Genomic DNA, 17216 nt, shown 5'->3' with positions numbered 1-17216 from the left:
AATGATGTGCTCTTTTTCAGTTGAACGAATACTTGATAGGAATTTAATTGCTTTTCTATGAGTTTTCTGCCAAGCTTAAGGAGATAAAATTTAACTAATAGCTACTGATTATTAGTTAAATCTCGCGGATAGCGAGATAAAATACTTCAAAGAAAGAATTATATAGGTGACGCATATGATCGAAGTTAAGACTTCTGAACTTAGTGATGGAGAATTTAATAGAGGTGTATTTGCAACTCGTGATATTAAAAAGGGTGAGTTGATACATTCAGCACCAGTTATCTCTTATCCGAATGAACAGCATGAACATATTGAGAAAACGTTACTTGCTGACTACGCATTTGAGTATGGGGTAAATCATACGGCATTCCTTTTAGGATACGGCATGTTATTTAATCATTCATATAAGCCGAATGCAACGTATGATATCGTCTTCGAGAACCATACGTTTAACTTCTTTGCTTATAAGGATATAAAAGCTGGAGAAGAGATTTTAATCAATTATAATGGTGAAGTTGATGACGATGAACTATTATGGTTTGATAAGGAAAAAGAAGAGAACGAAAAGTAATATAAAGAGTATAGAAAGAGCGCATTCTGTGGGATGTGCTCTTTTTTTATATTGAAGAAAATAAAGTAAAGATTACAAAAAAATACCACTTTATTTTCGTGTGGTATAGTAAGATACTGAAGGATAGTGTTTTATAAAAGTTATATATTTTACAAATTGTTGTCTTTCTGATGACATGTCAAGTTTAGTAGTCCATTTGGGTTGCTTTATTATGCAATATATATTTTAATATGAGTGGCACCTCTTATAATTTAAGAGGTTTATAGGTGTCTCGAATTGATTTTGGGTACACTGTATCCACCACTTTAGTTTCATTTCATGTATGTGGGGATATTATGGGCCCGTATAGCGGGATAAAAAGAATATAGAAATAGAGGAATCGTAAAATGAATATGCAAGAGGTTTATAAATATTTAAGTACGGTATTGCCTGAAGGTCATGTTACACAAGATGAAATGTTAAAGAATCATACGCATATTAAAGTTGGCGGAAAAGCAGATGTGTTCGTTGCGCCTACGAATTATGATGAAATTCAAGAAGTTATTAAGTATGCTAACCAATATAATATTCCAGTTACGTTTTTAGGAAATGGATCAAATGTCATTATTAAAGATGGTGGGATTCGCGGAATTACGGTCAGTTTAATTCATATTACAGGTGTTACTGTAACAGGAACAACGATTGTAGCACAGTGCGGTGCAGCAATTATTGATGTATCACGTATTGCATTAGACCACAATTTAACAGGGCTTGAGTTTGCTTGTGGCATTCCAGGTTCAGTTGGCGGAGCATTATATATGAATGCTGGTGCCTACGGTGGTGAAGTATCGTTTGTATTAACAGAAGCTGTCGTAATGACAGGTGATGGAGAGTTACGCACTTTAACGAAAGAAGCATTTGAATTTGGATATCGTAAGAGTGTATTTGCGAACAATCATTACATTATTCTTGAAGCGAGATTTGAACTTGAAGAAGGTGTACATGAAGAGATTAAAGAAAAAATGGATGATTTAACGTATAAGCGTGAATCAAAACAACCTTTAGAATATCCGTCATGCGGTAGTGTATTTAAGCGCCCACCAAATAACTTTGCTGGTAAGTTGATTCAAGAATCAGGACTACAAGGAAAGCGAATTGGCGGAGTAGAAGTTTCATTAAAACATGCTGGATTTATGGTGAATGTTGATAATGGAACAGCACAAGACTACATCGATTTAATTCACTTCGTACAAAAGACAGTTGAAGAAAAATTCGGTGTGAAGTTAGAGAGAGAAGTAAGGATTATTGGAGAAGATCTACAATAATTTTTGAATTAAAAGCGTATAAAAGTATGAATTATTTTAAAATAACATTTGGGTATTGTTGACAATTTGTTTTCAATTCAATATAATGGCTAATAATTTAACAAATAACATACGTTGAAAGAGCCCAGTAGCAGTTTGTCACTGTTATCAAAGAGAGCTAGGGGTTGCTGGAACCTAGCACAAACAAACTTGTGAATTACACTCTGGAGTATCTTAGGTAACGCTAAGCGGAGTAGCAATCGATATTATTGCTAAGAGTGGTATGAATAGCTATGCTATTTATGCAAACTGGGTGGTAACACGGTGAATAATCGTCCCTATGTCATAGACATAGGGGCTTTTTTGTTTTAAAAAAATAAAGGGGATGACAAAAGATGAATATTATTGATGAATTAGAATGGCGCGGTGCTGTGAATCAACAGACGGATGAAGAAGGTTTACGTAAGTTAGTAGAAGAGAAAAAGATTTCACTATACTGCGGAGTAGATCCAACTGGTGATAGTATGCATATCGGACATTTGATTCCGTTTATGATGATGAAGAGATTCCAATTAGCTGGTCATCATCCGGTTATTTTAATTGGCGGGGCAACAGGAACAATTGGTGATCCAAGTGGACGTCAATCAGAGCGTCAACTGCAAACTTTAGAAGTAGTGCAGCATAATGTAGATGCGTTAACAGCGCAAATGAAAAAGCTATTTGATTTCGGTGGAAATAGCGAAGTGAAGATGGTAAATAACTACGACTGGACACATGAAATAAACATTATTGAGTTTTTACGTGATTACGGGAAAAACTTTAGCATCAATAGCATGTTAGCGAAGGATATTGTAGCAAGTCGTTTAGATACAGGCATTTCTTTTACAGAATTCACGTACCAAATCTTGCAAGCGATGGATTTCCATCATTTATACACGAAAGAAGATGTTCAACTGCAAATTGGTGGTAGTGACCAATGGGGAAATATTACGAGCGGGTTAGATTTAATTCGTAAGTTAGAAGGACATGAGGCGAAAGTATTTGGACTAACAATTCCGTTATTATTAAAATCAGACGGTACGAAATTTGGAAAATCAGCAAGTGGTGCGGTTTGGCTTGATGCTGAAAAAACAACGCCATTTGAATTTTACCAGTTCTGGGTGAATACAGATGATCGTGATGTAATTAAATACTTGAAATACTTTACATTCTTAGCGAAAGAGCGAATTGATGAATTGGCAACGAAGGTAGAAGCCGAGCCTCATAAACGTGAAGCGCAAAAAGTGTTAGGCGAAGAAATGACGAAATTCGTTCATGGAGAAGAGGCATTATTGCAAGCTGTGAAAATTACCTCGGCATTATTTAGCGGAGATATTAAATCGTTAACAGCTGATGAAATTGAACAAGGCTTTAAAGAGATGCCGACATTCCAGTCTTCCAAAGAGACGAAAAATATTGTAGAGTGGCTAGTTGATTTAGGGATTGAACCATCTAGACGTCAAGCTCGTGAAGACATTAATAACGGTGCGATTTCTATGAATGGTGAGAAAGTAACGGATGTAGGTACGGATGTTACTGTAGAAAATTCATTTGATGGAAGATTTATTATTATTCGTAAAGGGAAGAAGAACTACAGCTTAGTGAAATTGGGATAATAATTTTTGTGGAAGAGTGGAAGTAAGAAAGATGCTTTCACTCTTTTCATATACACAATTCCGACACAAAAAAGTCAGTATATTTAGATAATTAAAAAGGGTTATAGTATCTCTTTGCCGAATATAAGTAAGTAGAGAATATTACGGATAAAAATAGCCCGAACCATGCCGGGCATGATTCGGGCTTATATTCAGATTAGTAAGCTAAGCTGAATAGACCTTTAATGTGTGATAAGTAACGAACGTTACTTGCTTCTTTCATTAATGATGCTGGTAAGCCTTTAAGTGGAGTATTGCTTGCTCCAATTGTAGCAACAGCATCTTTACGTCCTAGACTAGCAAGTGTTCCAGAGTTTACAGGTGCGAACTCTTCGAATGCTTTGCCTTCTAGTGCTGCGTATAAGTTGTATCCAATTAACTCACCCATTTGCCAAGCGATTTGTGCAGTTGGTGGGTATGGACGTCCGTCTGGAGCGAAGACAACAGCGCTGTCTCCAGCAACGAATACGTCTTTATGAGAAGTAGATTGTAGGTATGCATCAACTGTTGCACGACCACGGTTTACTTCAAGACCTGATTCACCGATTAATGGGTTACCTTGTACGCCGCCTGTCCAAACGAATGTGTTAGCAACAAGTTTTTGACCGTCTTTTAAGTCGATTTCATTGCCAGCAACGTTTGTTACAGGAAGACCAGTTAAGAATGTAACACCGCGTGCTTCTAGGCTAGTAGTTGCACGTTCGATTAAGTGGTCTGGTAATACTGGAAGGATTTTTGGACCTGCTTCAACAAGAAGAAGTTTAACTTCTTTTGGATTTACGCCGTGGCTTTTTGCAAGTTTAGGCATAATGTCAGCAAGCTCACCAACTAGCTCAACGCCAGTTAATCCGCCACCACCGATTACGATTGTAGCATCCGCTTCGTTTTTCGTTTTCGCGTATTCACGAATACGGTCTTCAACGTGTTTGTAGATTTTGTTTGCATCAGCAGCAGATTTTAATACCATGCTGTTTTCTTCTAGTCCTGGAATACCGAAGTAAGCAGTTTTACTTCCTAAAGCAACTACAAGTGCATCGTAAGATAATGTAGTGCCACCAGCTAGTTTGATTTCTTTGCTATCAACTGAGAATGACTCAACTGTTGCGATTTTAAGATCGATATCTTTACCTTTGAAAAGCTTTGTAAGTGGCATTGCAATTGCTTGCTCAGCAACGTTACCAGCTGCAAGGCGATGTAGTTCAGTGATGATTTGGTGTGTTGGGTATTGGTTAATCACTGTAACTTGTGCTTCTGATTTGCTGTAAAATTTACGTACGTTTAAAGCGGCAAGAAGACCGCCATAACCAGCGCCTAAGATGACAATTTGTTTTGACATAGTATGATATCCCCCGTCTTTACTAATTGTTGTTATAAGTTAAATTATTTATTGTTACGTTCTGCACTAATTTGAAGATATGCGTTCACAAAGCGGAACATTTTTTGTGCTTGTGGGTCTTTTAGTAATTTTAATAGACCGAATAGGCCGATAACTTCGTTGCTTTCGTCAGCACGATCTTTCGCTTCGATTGCAGTTGCAGCCATGCTTTTCACTGTATCTTTTACAGGCTCTACAAGCTCTGTGATTGCACCAACAGTGTCGCTTTTTAATACTTCATCAGTAGCAACAGTTTGAGCGAAGTCATAAGACTTAGTTAAAATGTTAACAAGCTCAGTTAATTTTGGAAGCTGTTCTACTAGTGTTGTTAATGATTCTTGTACCTCAGGTTTTAACAACTGATCAAGTACATCAAGTTGTCCTTGGCTAGCAGAAATTTGTACAGTTTCTTGTTCTGGCTTTGTTTGAGTCATAGTTTCTGGCATCTCCAATTCTCCTTTACGATAGCAATACTCTTATTTTTTATAAGTAAGATAGTAACCGTTTACGAAACTTTATACAAAGTTTCACAAAACACAATAAAATGCCTTTAAATTTATGACAGCAACTAAGCTGCAAACATAAATCTAAAACCATAACGTCTTACTTATTATTTATGAACTGTCCGATATATGGCTTGTCCGCATAATGGAAAAGCTCCGTTACCGGAAAGTGTATATAATATATATCCTATATTATATACTATATACACCTATGTTAACATAAAAATGATTCCTAATTATTTGATATTGAGTGTATAACGTAGTGCTGACAAGGTATGAAAGCGTATAAAATATTTTGTTTCAGTTAGAAATGTACATATATATATAGAAAAAAAGGAAAAAACGAACAAATTCATGTTCGTTTTTTCCTTTTTCCTATTATTCACCTTCCGCAATTAGCATCGATGTGTTACCTTCTTTTTCAAGATGGCATTCGCCCCAAGAACAAAGAGAATCAAGAATCGATTCTAAAGACCAACCGTAATCAGTAAGAGAATATTCTACTTTTGGTGGGACTTGATTGTATACTTTTCTTTGAATAACGCCGTCGTCTTCTAATTCACGTAATTGCTGCGTTAACATTTTTTGTGTAATACCAGGCATTGAGCGTTTTAGTTCACTCGTTCTCTTTGTACTTTTCGTTAAGTGACAAAGAATAACAACTTTCCATTTGCCGCCGATAACTTCTAAAGTCGCCTCTACAGGAATATTGTATTTCTTCATATGAACCCCTCCTTTTGTGAGCGAAGTAAGTTAAATAATATAAATGTTACTTTTTAGTACCTATAGCACTTTAAAGTACGTACTTTTTATTATGTTAAATATGTTTCATAATAGCACATGTAAGAGGCAAATGAGTAGTACGGTACTGAAAAGTGACTATGTTACTTTTTGGTGCCTATCGTACTTTAAAGTGCGTTCTTCAAAAAAAGGATGAAACCATTCATAATAGCATTTGTAAGTATGAAATATATGTTTTAGAAGATAGAAGGGCCCTTTTATCATACTATTATGATTGGATTTCTTGTAATAAGGAGGAATTCAATTGAGTTCATATACAGTACCATCTTCGGAAGTTCAGACGAATCGAAGAAGTATGTTTGCTTTATTAGCACTAGCAATTAGTGCGTTTGGGATTGGTACGACCGAGTTTATTAGTGTCGGTTTACTACCATCTATTTCAAAAGATTTAAATGTCTCGGTTACAACAGCTGGTTTAACGGTTTCCTTATATGCGTTAGGAGCGGCAGTAGGAGCTCCTGTTTTAACAGCGTTAACGGCTAGTATGTCGCGAAAGACATTATTAATGTGGATTATGGTTGTTTTCATTATTGGTAATGGCATTGCGGCGGTAGCAACAAGCTTCACTGTATTAATTATCGCAAGGATTGTAGCTGCATTTGCACACGGTGTGTTTATGTCGATAGGATCTACAATTGCGGCTGCAATCGTACCAGAGAATAAACGTGCTAGCGCAATTGCGATTATGTTTACTGGATTAACAGTCGCGACTATTACTGGTGTGCCAATTGGAACATTTATCGGTCAAGAGTTTGGCTGGAGAGTGTCATTTATGGCGATCGTTGTAATTGGAATTATTGCTTTCATCGCAAATAGTATACTCGTCCCATCTAATTTAAAAAATGGTGTACCTGTATCGTTTCGTGATCAATTTAAACTAATTAAAAATGGAAGACTGTTACTTGTTTTCATTATTACTGCACTTGGATACGGCGGTACATTCGTAACATTTACGTATTTATCACCGTTATTACAAGAAGTAACAGGATTTGAAGCAAGTACCGTTACCATCATTTTATTAGTGTATGGAATCGCCATTGCGATAGGGAATATGGTCGGCGGAAAATTATCGAATCATAATCCAATTCGAGCGCTATTCTACATGTTCCTTATTCAAGCGATTATATTATTTGTTTTAACATTTACAGCGCCGTTTAAAGTAGCTGGATTAATCACAATTATTTTCATGGGACTATTTGCGTTTATGAATGTTCCGGGGCTACAAGTATATGTAGTTATATTGGCAGAGCGCTTTGTTCCAAGTGCGGTTGATGTTGCTTCAGCAATTAATATTGCCGCATTTAACGGAGGAATCGCTTTAGGTTCTTATATAGGTGGCCTTGTAACGAATTCGTTAGGGTTAATCCATACTGCTTGGGTAGGCGGCCTTATGGTAGTAGGTGCTGTTATTTTAACAGCATGGAGTATGACATTAGAAAAAAGAGATCAAGTAAAATAAAGTGAAACTTTAATCAGTGGGGGTGTTCTTCCACCAATGATTATTAGTTGAACCAATCGGGCGTTTACGGGCAGTTTATCTCCCACCTAACGTCTTTGCTTCAGCCGAATTTTGAAGTGGGAATTTTACTGCCCGTTAATGCGGGATAAAAGGAGAGAAAATAAAATGAAAAACTTACAAAGTAAAACAGTATTAAATAATGGTGTAGAAATGCCTTGGTTCGGTTTAGGTGTATTTAAAGTAGAAGAAGGACCAGAACTTGTAGAAGCAATTAAATCAGCGATTAAAGCAGGATACCGTAGCATCGATACAGCTGCAATTTACGGAAATGAAAAAGCTGTAGGTGAAGGAATCCGTGCAGGTATTGAAGCGACTGGTATTTCAAGAGAAGAATTATTTATCACTTCAAAAGTATGGAACGCAGATCAAGGATATGACGAAACAATTGCTGCATATGAAGAGAGCTTAAAAAAATTAGAACTAGATTATTTAGATTTATACCTTGTTCACTGGCCTGTAGAAGGAAAATATAAAGATACATGGAAAGCGCTAGAAACACTTTATAAAGAAGAGCGTGTACGTGCAATTGGCGTAAGTAACTTCCAAATTCATCACTTACAAGATGTAATGAAAGATGCAGAAATTAAGCCAATGATTAACCAAGTAGAATATCACCCTCGTTTAACACAAAAAGAATTACAAGCTTTCTGTAAAGAACAAGGTATTCAAATGGAAGCATGGTCACCACTTATGCAAGGTCAATTATTAGATAACGAAACATTACAAGAAATTGCTGATAAACACGGTAAAACAACAGCGCAAGTTATTTTACGTTGGGACTTACAAAATGGAGTTATTACAATTCCAAAATCAACGAAAGAACACCGTATTATTGCAAATGCTGATGTATTTAACTTTGAATTAACAAAAGAAGATATGGAAAAAATCGATGCATTAAACCAAAATCACCGCGTTGGTCCAGATCCTGATAACTTCGATTTCTAAGATTAAAGTAGAGAAAAAGAGTGCAAATTATTTGCACTCTTTTTGTTGTGTTTATGTATAAAAAAAAATTCTAACTAAATACTACTTATTAGTAAATTTGTTATTTCATAAGGGGTTGTAAAACATGAATATAAAGCAATCGTTCAAACTTTTAGCTGTTTTTTTAAGTGTTTTATTTGTATTATTCCCACTTCAAAAAGCATTTGCAGAAGTTATGGACCATACAAAGTATGAAATGGATTGGAGTTATAGTAAGTCAAAGAAAAGACCAATCCGAACAGAGCTTATTAAAACGGCAGATGGAAAAATTGCATTTTGCTTAAATGTAGATTTGAAATCTCCAAGTGGTCAAGATTTACCGGAAATGGGAAAAGTGGATATTAACGTGTACCGTGTACTATTAAATGGATATCCACAAAAGAGTCCGCAAGAATTAGGCGTTTCCGATTGGAGAGAAGCACATTACGCAACACAGCTTGCAGTATGGAATGCATTAAAACAAATCGATATTAACGATTTAGATTTCCGTAATAAAAACGTAGAGAAAGTAACGAAAGACATAGTTGCAAAGGCAAATGCGAGTGAAGAGTTACAAGAAATTACGATGAGTGTAACTCCTACAGAAGAACAAGAAGCAGTATTGAAAAATGATTTCTTTGAAACAGGTTTATATACAGTAGAAACGAATGCAAAAAGCGGAACGTATAAAGTGCAAGCAACAGGTGCACCAGCTGGTGTGAAATTTGTAAATGAAAAAGGCGAAGCAAAAAATGAATTTAATGTAGGAGAAAAGTTCCGCATTTTAATTCCAAAACAAACACCAGCAGGTGGATTTAGCTTTAAAGTATCAGGAAATTTAACGAAATTACAAGGGATTGCGCATAAAGGAACACCGACGATTCAAAATGCGGTTGTATTATTAGAACGTAGTGAAGAGAAAACAAGTCCGGAATTAGCGGTGAGTTGGAAAAAGTCTGAAGGACCACAGAAACCGAATAAACCGTATACTCCAAACGAACCACATAAACCAAATCAAATTAAAAGATAGTATAAAAAGCATTGGCATTTGCCGATGCTTTTTATATACATGGATTAGAAGGAATGGAAAATACGAAAGCATTGACAGAACAATTTAATGGTATGTTATTTGAGTATGGTATACATGACGTATTCTTTAAAATTACGAAACAAGGTTTCGAAAGAACAGAAGGTATACAAGAGGTAAAAGCTTAAAAAATAAAAAAGCTCGTAAAACATAATGTTTTACGAGCTTTTTCGTATTATTCAGCTTCAGAAACTACTGTGAAGCGTTCGTTCACATGTTTTGGATTTTCGATTTCATCAAGTGCTGCTACTGCGAAGTCTTCGTAACTTACATAGCTATCGCCTTTTGAGTTAACAAGAAGATTGTCTTTACCAGCTGTGTAAGAGCCAGTGCGTTTTCCTAATGCGAATAGTGCAGAAGGGCTGATGAATGTCCAAGTGATGTCATTTGTTTGTTGTAAGATTTCTAAGTTTTTACCTTGGTTTTGAGCTGTTGCAAGGTATTCGCCCGGGAAACCTGGTGTATCAAATACACGTGTTGTTTTCTCTTCGTCTACAAATAAGCTTCCAGCTCCACCAACTACAAGTAATTTTGTATGTGGTGCACCTTTCACAGCTTCAATCAGTACATTTCCTGCATCTACGTGAAGATGCTCTTGTCCTGCTGGAGCACCGAAAGCATTTACAACTACATCGAATGCTTGTAGATCGTTAGATGTAAGAGCGAATACATCTTTCTCTAAAACTTTTACATTTTTTTCTGTAATTTTCGCAGCATTTCTTACAATTGCAGTAACTTCATGTCCACGATCTAATGCTTCTTTTAAAATACGGCTTCCAGCTTTACCAGTTGCTCCGATGATTCCGATTTTCATAATAAATCCCTCCAAAGTGTTTTGTTAAAGTGTATATCTGAAATGAATGAATGAATGAATGAATGTAATGTAATTAGGTTAGTTACAACCTGATGTAACTATTATAGTTACAGTTATATATTTTTGTCAATGGTGTTGTTTATGAAATTATTTTTTGTTTTAGTATGCACAGCTACTGAAAGTGGAGTCATAAAAGAAGGATGTATTTACGTAGAGAAACCTAATATTTGGAAGTTATAAGATGTCGAAAAATGTTGATTTTTGAATATTTTTTGAATATAATTCGATTTATGGAGAAAAGGAGGGGTTAATTGTATGAATATTTTAGATCAATTCGTTTCATCAACGAATACGATTCTTTGGTCATATGTTCTTATTGCAATGCTAATTGGTTTAGGGCTTTATTTTTCTATTAAATTAAAATTCGTACAAATTACTCATTTAGGAGAAATGGTTCGATTAATGAGTGATGGACTAACTGGTAAGACACGTAAAAAGGGTAGCGTATCTTCTTTCCAAGCGTTCTGTATGAGTTCAGCAGCTCGTATCGGTATCGGAAACTTAGCTGGTGTAGCGCTAGCTATTTCTATGGGAGGACCAGGAGCTGTATTTTGGATGTGGGTTATTGCAATTATCGGGGCGTCTTCAAGTTTCGTGGAAAGTACACTTGCGCAAATTTATAAAATAAAAGATGGCAGTGGCTTCCGTGGTGGTCCTGCTTATTATATGGAAAAAGGTTTAAATAAACGTTGGATGGGAATTTGGTTCTCTATTCTAATCACAATTAGTTACGGTTTAATTTTCAACTCAGTACAAGCGAATACAGTTACGTTAGCATTTGAAAATGCATTCGGTTTAGAGCGTTATATTGTTGGGATTGTATTAGCGGCATTAGTTGCAGTTATTATTTTTGGTGGTGTGAAAAGTATTGCGCGTATGTCAGAAATGATTGTTCCGCCAATGGCACTTATTTATATTGCAGTAGCTATTTTCGTTGTTATTAAAAACTTCTATTTAATACCAGATGTATTTACAGAAATCTTTAAAGGTGCATTCGGTTTAGATTCAGCTGTAGGTGGCGGTATCGGTGCTGCAATGAAATTTGGTATTCAGCGCGGGTTATTTGCGAATGAAGCAGGTATGGGTAGTGCGCCGAACGCGGCAGCAACAGCTGATGTAACGCATCCAGCGAAACAAGGTTTTATTCAAACAATCGGGGTTTTAGTAGATACATTTTTAGTATGTACATCAACAGCGTTTATCGTATTATGTTCTGGTGCATATAAAGCAACAAATTTAGAAGGTATTGAATTAACACAAAACGCATTAAGTTCACAAATCGGCCCATGGGCAAGTAGCTTCTTAGCGATTATTATTTTCTTATTTGCATTTAGTTCACTTCTAGGAAACTACTATTATGGTGAAACGAATATTGAATTCATTAAACAAAGTAAAGCTTGGTTAACAATTTACCGTATTGCGGTAGTTGCAATGGTATTATTCGGTTCTGTTGCGACGCTTAAAGTCGTATGGAATATGGCGGATTTATTTATGGGTCTAATGGTAATTACAAACTTAATTGCGATTACACTTCTTGGACGATTTGCGTATGCTGCGTTGGCAGACTATGTAAAGCAAAAGAAACAAGGAAAAGATCCAGTCTTCAGTGCAGATTCTATTCCTGGTTTAACGAATACAGAGTGTTGGGATAAGCCAGCGGTAACGGATAAAGAAAAAGCAGTATAAGAAAAGGCGAGCATCGAGAGGAATTTGATGCTCGCCTTTTTTGTTGTAGTAAATGATGAGAAGGGTGAAAGGTAATTATTAATATAATTTTTGTTTGTTCATTTCTCTCGTTATTTGTAGGCAACGTACTGTCTTAAAAGTATGATTGGTCGAATAGGATGAGTGATTGAGTAGTGGATAAATGCACGTATTGGTTATAGTTTTAAGTGAAAAACATATGTGTGTTAAGAAATCTAACTTAATCATGTCATAAAACCTAACATAAAGTTCTTGATTACTAAAAGTTTTTAGAATATAATTTTCTTATTGTTAGGAAGAGGGGGCAATTCGATTATGGATTTTTTAGCTAAAGTAATTGGGGATGTAAATAATGTCCTTTGGTCATATATCATTATCGCGATGTTAATTGGATTAGGACTCTATTTTTCATTTCGTGTGAAATTCGTCCAAATTCGCTACTTTGGAGAAATGATTCGCCTACTTGGGGACGGGGCGAGTTCAAAGACAAGAAAAGCGCAAAAAGAAAAAAGCGGTGTATCATCATTCCAAGCATTTTGTATGAGTACAGCTTCTCGTGTAGGTACTGGTAACTTAGCTGGTGTAGCTATTGCAATCTCAGCAGGTGGTCCAGGTGCTGTATTTTGGATGTGGTTAATTGCGGTAATTGGGGGTGCTTCTGCGTTTGTAGAGAGCACATTAGCGCAAATTTATAAAGTAAAAGATGGGAACGCATTCCGTGGGGGCCCAGCGTATTATATGGAAAAGGGTTTAAAGAAACGCTGGTTAGGTGTTGTTTTCTCTGTTCTAATAACAGTGAGTTTCGGATTGATTTTTAATGCAGTACAGTCAAACACAGTAGCGGCAGCTTTTGATGGCGCATTTAAAATGGATAGTAGACTTGTAGGTCTGTTTATGGCTGGTTTACTTGCAATCATTATTTTCGGTGGGGTTAAGCGAATTGCGCGTGCGGTTGAAATGATTGTTCCGGTAATGGCAATTATATATGTAGCAGTTGCATTATTCGTTGTTGTAACAAACATTACGGCAATTCCGTATGTATTTAAAGAAATCTTCTTACATGCATTCGGAATTAAAGAAGTAGTTGGTGGGGGATTAGGAGCTGCGATTTTACTAGGAGTAAAACGTGGATTATTCTCAAATGAAGCTGGTATGGGTAGTGCACCGAACGCAGCAGCGACTGCGAACGTAACGCACCCAGTTAAACAAGGTTTCATTCAAACTTTAGGGGTATTTACAGATACATTATTAATTTGTAGTTGTACAGCGTTCATCATTTTATTATCTGATGTACCTGGTGCAGCTGATTTAAATGGAATTCAATTGACGCAACAAGCGTTAAGCCAACATATCGGACCGTGGGCATCTGTATTTGTAGCGGTTGCAATCTTCTTATTTGCATTCAGCTCATTAGTAGGTAACTACTACTATGGTGAAACAAATATTGAGTTCTTAAATGGAAGTAAAGTGTTATTAACGGCATACCGCATTGCTGTACTTGGTATGGTTATGTTAGGATCTGTAGCAACAATTCAAATCGTTTGGGACTTAGCAGATTTATTTATGGGGATTATGGCTGTTATTAACTTAGTGGCAATTGTATTCCTTTCTAAGTACGCTTTCGCAGCGTTATCAGATTACGTAAAGCAAAAGAAACAAGGAAAAGATCCAGTCTTTTATGCGGAGTCTATTCCAGGGTTGAACAATACAGAGTGTTGGGATAAGCCGGAAGTAGCAGATAAAGAAAAAGCTGTATAATAAAGTGAAACTTTAATCAGTGGGAGTTTTACTGCCCGGCAAATAGCGGGATAAAAGATAGAACGAGCATCAGTGAAATTTGATGCTCGTTTTTTGTGTAGTTATAAAACAGGAGAAAGGGGCAAAAGACGAACATTAATGAGGTTTTTATAATAAAATGTAATTTTTTTTAGAAAAGTGCGGATATGAGTTGGGATTTATGATAGAATGGAAAATGCCTTTGAGACAAGAGGTTTTATGATTTTTCATATCCAGTTAAGTGTTTTGGTGGAGAAATGGAAAGTTCGGATTATTTCTTGTTTTGAATGGTCAGACGTTCAACGTTAATGAAGAGTTAAATGGAGGATTTTATTAATGAAGTTTGTTATGTTTCTTGTAGGATTACTCGTTGTATTCGTACTCGGTTTTCTTATAAGTGCCGATCGAAAGAAGATTAAGTATAAACCAATCGCACTCATGCTTGTAATTCAGTTAGCATTATCGTATTTCTTATTAAATACGCAAGTGGGTTATATTTTAGTAAAAGGAATTTCAGATGGATTTGGCGCACTTCTTGGGTATGCGGAAGCTGGAATCGTTTTCGTATTTGGTGGCCTTGTTAATAAAGGAGAAGTTTCATTCTTCTTAACTGCATTATTACCAATCGTATTCTTCGCAGTATTAATCGGAATTTTACAACACTTTAAGATTTTACCGATATTTATTCGTGCTATTGGTACTTTGTTAAGTAAAGTAAATGGTTTAGGGAAATTAGAATCATATAATGCAGTAGCAGCTGCAATTGTTGGACAAGCGGAAGTATTTATTACAGTAAAAGATCAATTAAGTAAAATCCCAAAACATCGTTTATATACATTATGTGCATCTTCAATGTCGACAGTATCAATGTCAATCGTTGGTTCTTATATGAAAATGATCGAGCCAAAATATGTAGTAACAGCACTTGTATTAAATTTATTTAGTGGTTTCATTATTATTCATATTATTAACCCGTACGATATTACGGAAGAAGAAGATACACTGAAGTTAGAAAATAAGAAAAAGCAATCATTCTTTGAAATGTTAAGCGAATATATTATGCTTGGTTTCACGATTGCAATTACGGTAGCAGCAATGTTACTTGGTTTCGTAGCATTAATTACAGCAATCAATAGCTTGTTTGATTCAGTGTTCGGTATTACATTCCAAGCTATTTTAGGATATATTTTCTCACCATTAGCATTCGTAATGGGTATCCCGCAAGCAGAGATGGTAACAGCGGGACAAATTATGGCAACAAAATTAGTATCAAACGAGTTTGTTGCGATGCTTGATCTTGGCAAAGTAGCTGGTGATTTATCAGCTCGTACAGTAGGTATTCTTTCTGTATTCCTTGTATCATTTGCGAACTTCTCATCAATTGGAATTATCGCAGGTGCAACGAAAGGTATCGATGAAAACCAATCAAATGTTGTATCATCATTCGGTTTACGTCTTGTGTATGGTGCGACATTAGTAAGTATATTATCAGCGATTATCGTTGGTGTTATGCTATAAAAAAGAATGGTTCTAGCTCATAGCTAGGGCCGTTTTTTATGGTTAATTTACATAAAAAAACCAATTAATTAGGAATATATTAACATATAAAAATCTTTTAAAATTTATATTGCATTTCGTCTAGATAACGCTTACAATTTGATTTGTAGGTGGTATCAATTTCAGACTTTTAATACGGTAGGAGAGAAGAGGCTACCTTTTATAAATTGCAATTTATGTAAACGCTTACTGATTTTAGATAACAGTTGAATAGTATTTAGGGGTTTTAAATTTTTTAACATCAATGGTCAGACGTCATTCGTTATACGTTATACGACCAATAACTCGTGGAAGAAGTGGAGGATTCACATATGAAAATAGTAATGTTTCTAGTTGGTTTACTTGTAGTGTTTGTACTAGGTTTCCTTATAAGTTCAGATCGTAAGAAAATTAAATATAAGCCAATTGCACTTATGCTTGTCATTCAATTGGTACTTGCGTATTTCTTATTAAATACAAAGGTCGGATTTGTATTAGTAAAAGGGATTGCAGATGGATTTGGCGCTATTTTAAAATTTGCGGAAGCTGGGGTTAATTTCGTATTTGGTGGTTTAGCGAACGATGGACAAGCACCATTCTTCTTAACAGTATTATTACCGATCATTTTCTTAGCGGTATTAATCGGGATCTTGCAACATATTAAAGTTTTACCGATTATCATTCGTGCAGTCGGTTTCGTACTAAGTAAAATTAACGGTTTAGGAAAACTAGAATCATATAATGCGGTAGCAGCTGCAATTGTTGGTCAAGGTGAAGTGTTTATTACAGTAAAAGATCAATTAAGCAAATTACCGAAAAATCGTTTATACACACTTTGTGCATCTTCAATGTCAACAGTATCAATGTCAATCGTCGGTTCTTATATGAAAATGATTGATCCAAAATATGTAGTAACAGCACTTGTATTAAACTTATTTAGTGGATTCATTATCGTTCATATTATCAATCCATATGAAGTAAAGGAAGAAGACGATATTTTAGAATTACAAGAAGATAAGAAACAAACATTCTTTGAAATGTTAGGCGAATATATTATGCTTGGTTTCTCTATCGCTGTAACAGTAGCGGCGATGTTAATCGGTTTCGTAGCATTAATTACAGCAATTAACGGTGTATTCGATTCAATTTTCGGAATCACATTCCAAAGCATTTTAGGATATATCTTCTCACCATTAGCATTCGTAATGGGTATTCCAACATCAGAGATGCTAGCAGCGGGACAAATTATGGCAACAAAATTAGTAACGAACGAATTCGTTGCAATGCTTGACCTTGGAAAAGTAGCTGGTGATTTATCAACTCGTACAGTAGGTATTTTATCTATCTTCCTTGTATCATTTGCGAACTTCTCATCTATCGGAATTATCGCAGGTGCAACAAAGAGTATCGATGGCAAACAAGCAAATGTTGTATCATCATTCGGACTAAAACTTGTATACGGTGCAACGTTAGTAAGTATATTATCAGCGATTATTGTTGGGGTTATGCTTTAATAAATTAAGAAAAGCA

The 17216-nt window shown here is 35.7% G+C and carries 15 protein-coding genes and 1 other annotated feature; of the genes, 11 read left to right on the top strand and 4 right to left on the bottom strand.

The features are described from left to right. Positions 1–175 precede the first annotated feature (175 nt). The 3 genes from F0362_RS25055 to tyrS all read left to right on the top strand — a co-directional run bounded on the left by F0362_RS25055 (position 176) and on the right by tyrS (position 3509). On the top strand, positions 176–571 hold the full coding sequence (locus F0362_RS25055) for an SET domain-containing protein (RefSeq protein WP_000573656.1): 396 nt from the start codon (positions 176–178) through the stop codon (positions 569–571). 386 nt (positions 572–957) lie between these two features. Further along, positions 958–1875 (top strand): UDP-N-acetylmuramate dehydrogenase, encoded by a 918-nt coding sequence (gene murB / locus F0362_RS25050; RefSeq protein ID WP_001057110.1) that lies wholly within the window; start codon positions 958–960, stop codon positions 1873–1875. Between the two features lie 105 nt (positions 1876–1980). Next, positions 1981–2197, top strand: a binding site (T-box leader). 52 nt (positions 2198–2249) lie between these two features. After that, entirely contained in the window at positions 2250–3509 is a 1260-nt protein-coding gene (tyrS, locus tag F0362_RS25045; protein ID WP_001021114.1) for a tyrosine--tRNA ligase, read from the top strand. A gap of 196 nt (positions 3510–3705) precedes the next feature. Here tyrS and F0362_RS25040 read toward each other — a convergent pair whose 3' ends face one another. The 3 genes from F0362_RS25040 to F0362_RS25030 form a co-directional block, all read right to left on the bottom strand. After that, the gene (locus F0362_RS25040) at positions 3706–4884 is read right to left on the bottom strand and encodes an NAD(P)/FAD-dependent oxidoreductase (RefSeq protein ID WP_000043190.1); all 1179 of its coding nucleotides are present in this window, start codon (positions 4882–4884) and stop codon (positions 3706–3708) included. Between the two features lie 44 nt (positions 4885–4928). Continuing rightward, positions 4929–5369, bottom strand: coding sequence for a DUF1641 domain-containing protein (locus tag F0362_RS25035; RefSeq protein WP_001115309.1), 441 nt, complete (start codon positions 5367–5369; stop codon positions 4929–4931). 435 nt (positions 5370–5804) lie between these two features. Continuing rightward, on the bottom strand, positions 5805–6149 hold the full coding sequence (locus F0362_RS25030) for a winged helix-turn-helix transcriptional regulator (RefSeq protein WP_000760482.1): 345 nt from the start codon (positions 6147–6149) through the stop codon (positions 5805–5807). A 373-nt stretch (positions 6150–6522) separates the two neighbouring features. Here F0362_RS25030 and F0362_RS25025 point away from each other — a divergent pair, with 373 nt between their 5' ends. From F0362_RS25025 to F0362_RS25005, 4 genes are all read left to right on the top strand, one after another. Next, positions 6523–7686 (top strand): MFS transporter, encoded by a 1164-nt coding sequence (locus F0362_RS25025; protein WP_002049375.1) that lies wholly within the window; start codon positions 6523–6525, stop codon positions 7684–7686. A 165-nt stretch (positions 7687–7851) separates the two neighbouring features. After that, a complete protein-coding gene (locus F0362_RS25015) occupies positions 7852–8691 on the top strand; it encodes an aldo/keto reductase (RefSeq protein WP_000793554.1) in 840 nt (279 codons plus the stop codon). Positions 8692–8815: 124 nt separating this feature from the next. Beyond that, positions 8816–9739, top strand: coding sequence for a thioester domain-containing protein (locus F0362_RS25010; protein WP_001022548.1), 924 nt, complete (start codon positions 8816–8818; stop codon positions 9737–9739). 53 nt (positions 9740–9792) lie between these two features. Further along, positions 9793–9924: a hypothetical protein gene (locus F0362_RS25005; protein WP_002093070.1), complete on the top strand. Its 132-nt coding sequence runs from the start codon at positions 9793–9795 to the stop codon at positions 9922–9924. Between the two features lie 47 nt (positions 9925–9971). On the opposite strand, the gene F0362_RS25000 is transcribed toward F0362_RS25005, so the two are convergent. Continuing rightward, positions 9972–10610 (bottom strand): NAD(P)-dependent oxidoreductase, encoded by a 639-nt coding sequence (locus F0362_RS25000; RefSeq protein ID WP_000689915.1) that lies wholly within the window; start codon positions 10608–10610, stop codon positions 9972–9974. A 315-nt stretch (positions 10611–10925) separates the two neighbouring features. Between F0362_RS25000 and F0362_RS24995 the strand changes: the two genes are divergently transcribed. The 4 genes from F0362_RS24995 to F0362_RS24980 all read left to right on the top strand — a co-directional run bounded on the left by F0362_RS24995 (position 10926) and on the right by F0362_RS24980 (position 17200). Next, entirely contained in the window at positions 10926–12356 is a 1431-nt protein-coding gene (locus F0362_RS24995) for an alanine/glycine:cation symporter family protein (protein ID WP_001022880.1), read from the top strand. A gap of 333 nt (positions 12357–12689) precedes the next feature. After that, positions 12690–14132 (top strand): alanine/glycine:cation symporter family protein, encoded by a 1443-nt coding sequence (locus F0362_RS24990; protein ID WP_000346394.1) that lies wholly within the window; start codon positions 12690–12692, stop codon positions 14130–14132. A gap of 354 nt (positions 14133–14486) precedes the next feature. Beyond that, entirely contained in the window at positions 14487–15668 is a 1182-nt protein-coding gene (locus tag F0362_RS24985; protein WP_000673857.1) for a NupC/NupG family nucleoside CNT transporter, read from the top strand. Positions 15669–16018: 350 nt separating this feature from the next. Then, a complete protein-coding gene (locus F0362_RS24980; protein WP_000706852.1) occupies positions 16019–17200 on the top strand; it encodes a NupC/NupG family nucleoside CNT transporter in 1182 nt (393 codons plus the stop codon). Positions 17201–17216: the final 16 nt, after the last annotated feature.

It is taken from the genome of Bacillus sp. BS98 (assembly GCF_008432245.1).
Lineage (GTDB): Bacteria > Bacillota > Bacilli > Bacillales > Bacillaceae_G > Bacillus_A > Bacillus_A toyonensis.
The sequence above is the reverse complement of the archived record's forward strand: the minus strand, read 5'-3'. Positions and strand labels throughout refer to the sequence as shown.

Excerpts from the sequence above, each read along its gene's own strand:
- F0362_RS25000 (WP_000689915.1), bottom strand. The coding sequence starts at position 10,610 with ATGAAAATCGGAATCATCGGAGCAACTGGTAAAGCTGGAAGCCGTATT.
- F0362_RS25030 (WP_000760482.1), bottom strand. The coding sequence starts at position 6,149 with ATGAAGAAATACAATATTCCTGTAGAGGCGACTTTAGAAGTTATCGGC.
- F0362_RS25040 (WP_000043190.1), bottom strand. The coding sequence starts at position 4,884 with ATGTCAAAACAAATTGTCATCTTAGGCGCTGGTTATGGCGGTCTTCTT.
- F0362_RS24995 (WP_001022880.1), top strand. The coding sequence starts at position 10,926 with ATGAATATTTTAGATCAATTCGTTTCATCAACGAATACGATTCTTTGG.
- F0362_RS25025 (WP_002049375.1), top strand. The coding sequence starts at position 6,523 with ATGTTTGCTTTATTAGCACTAGCAATTAGTGCGTTTGGGATTGGTACG.
- F0362_RS25055 (WP_000573656.1), top strand. The coding sequence starts at position 176 with ATGATCGAAGTTAAGACTTCTGAACTTAGTGATGGAGAATTTAATAGA.
- murB (WP_001057110.1), top strand. The coding sequence starts at position 958 with ATGAATATGCAAGAGGTTTATAAATATTTAAGTACGGTATTGCCTGAA.
- F0362_RS25010 (WP_001022548.1), top strand. The coding sequence starts at position 8,816 with ATGAATATAAAGCAATCGTTCAAACTTTTAGCTGTTTTTTTAAGTGTT.
- tyrS (WP_001021114.1), top strand. The coding sequence starts at position 2,250 with ATGAATATTATTGATGAATTAGAATGGCGCGGTGCTGTGAATCAACAG.
- F0362_RS24985 (WP_000673857.1), top strand. The coding sequence starts at position 14,487 with ATGAAGTTTGTTATGTTTCTTGTAGGATTACTCGTTGTATTCGTACTC.
- F0362_RS25035 (WP_001115309.1), bottom strand. The coding sequence starts at position 5,369 with ATGCCAGAAACTATGACTCAAACAAAGCCAGAACAAGAAACTGTACAA.
- F0362_RS25015 (WP_000793554.1), top strand. The coding sequence starts at position 7,852 with ATGAAAAACTTACAAAGTAAAACAGTATTAAATAATGGTGTAGAAATG.
- F0362_RS24990 (WP_000346394.1), top strand. The coding sequence starts at position 12,690 with ATGGATTTTTTAGCTAAAGTAATTGGGGATGTAAATAATGTCCTTTGG.
- F0362_RS25005 (WP_002093070.1), top strand. The coding sequence starts at position 9,793 with ATGGAAAATACGAAAGCATTGACAGAACAATTTAATGGTATGTTATTT.
- F0362_RS24980 (WP_000706852.1), top strand. The coding sequence starts at position 16,019 with ATGAAAATAGTAATGTTTCTAGTTGGTTTACTTGTAGTGTTTGTACTA.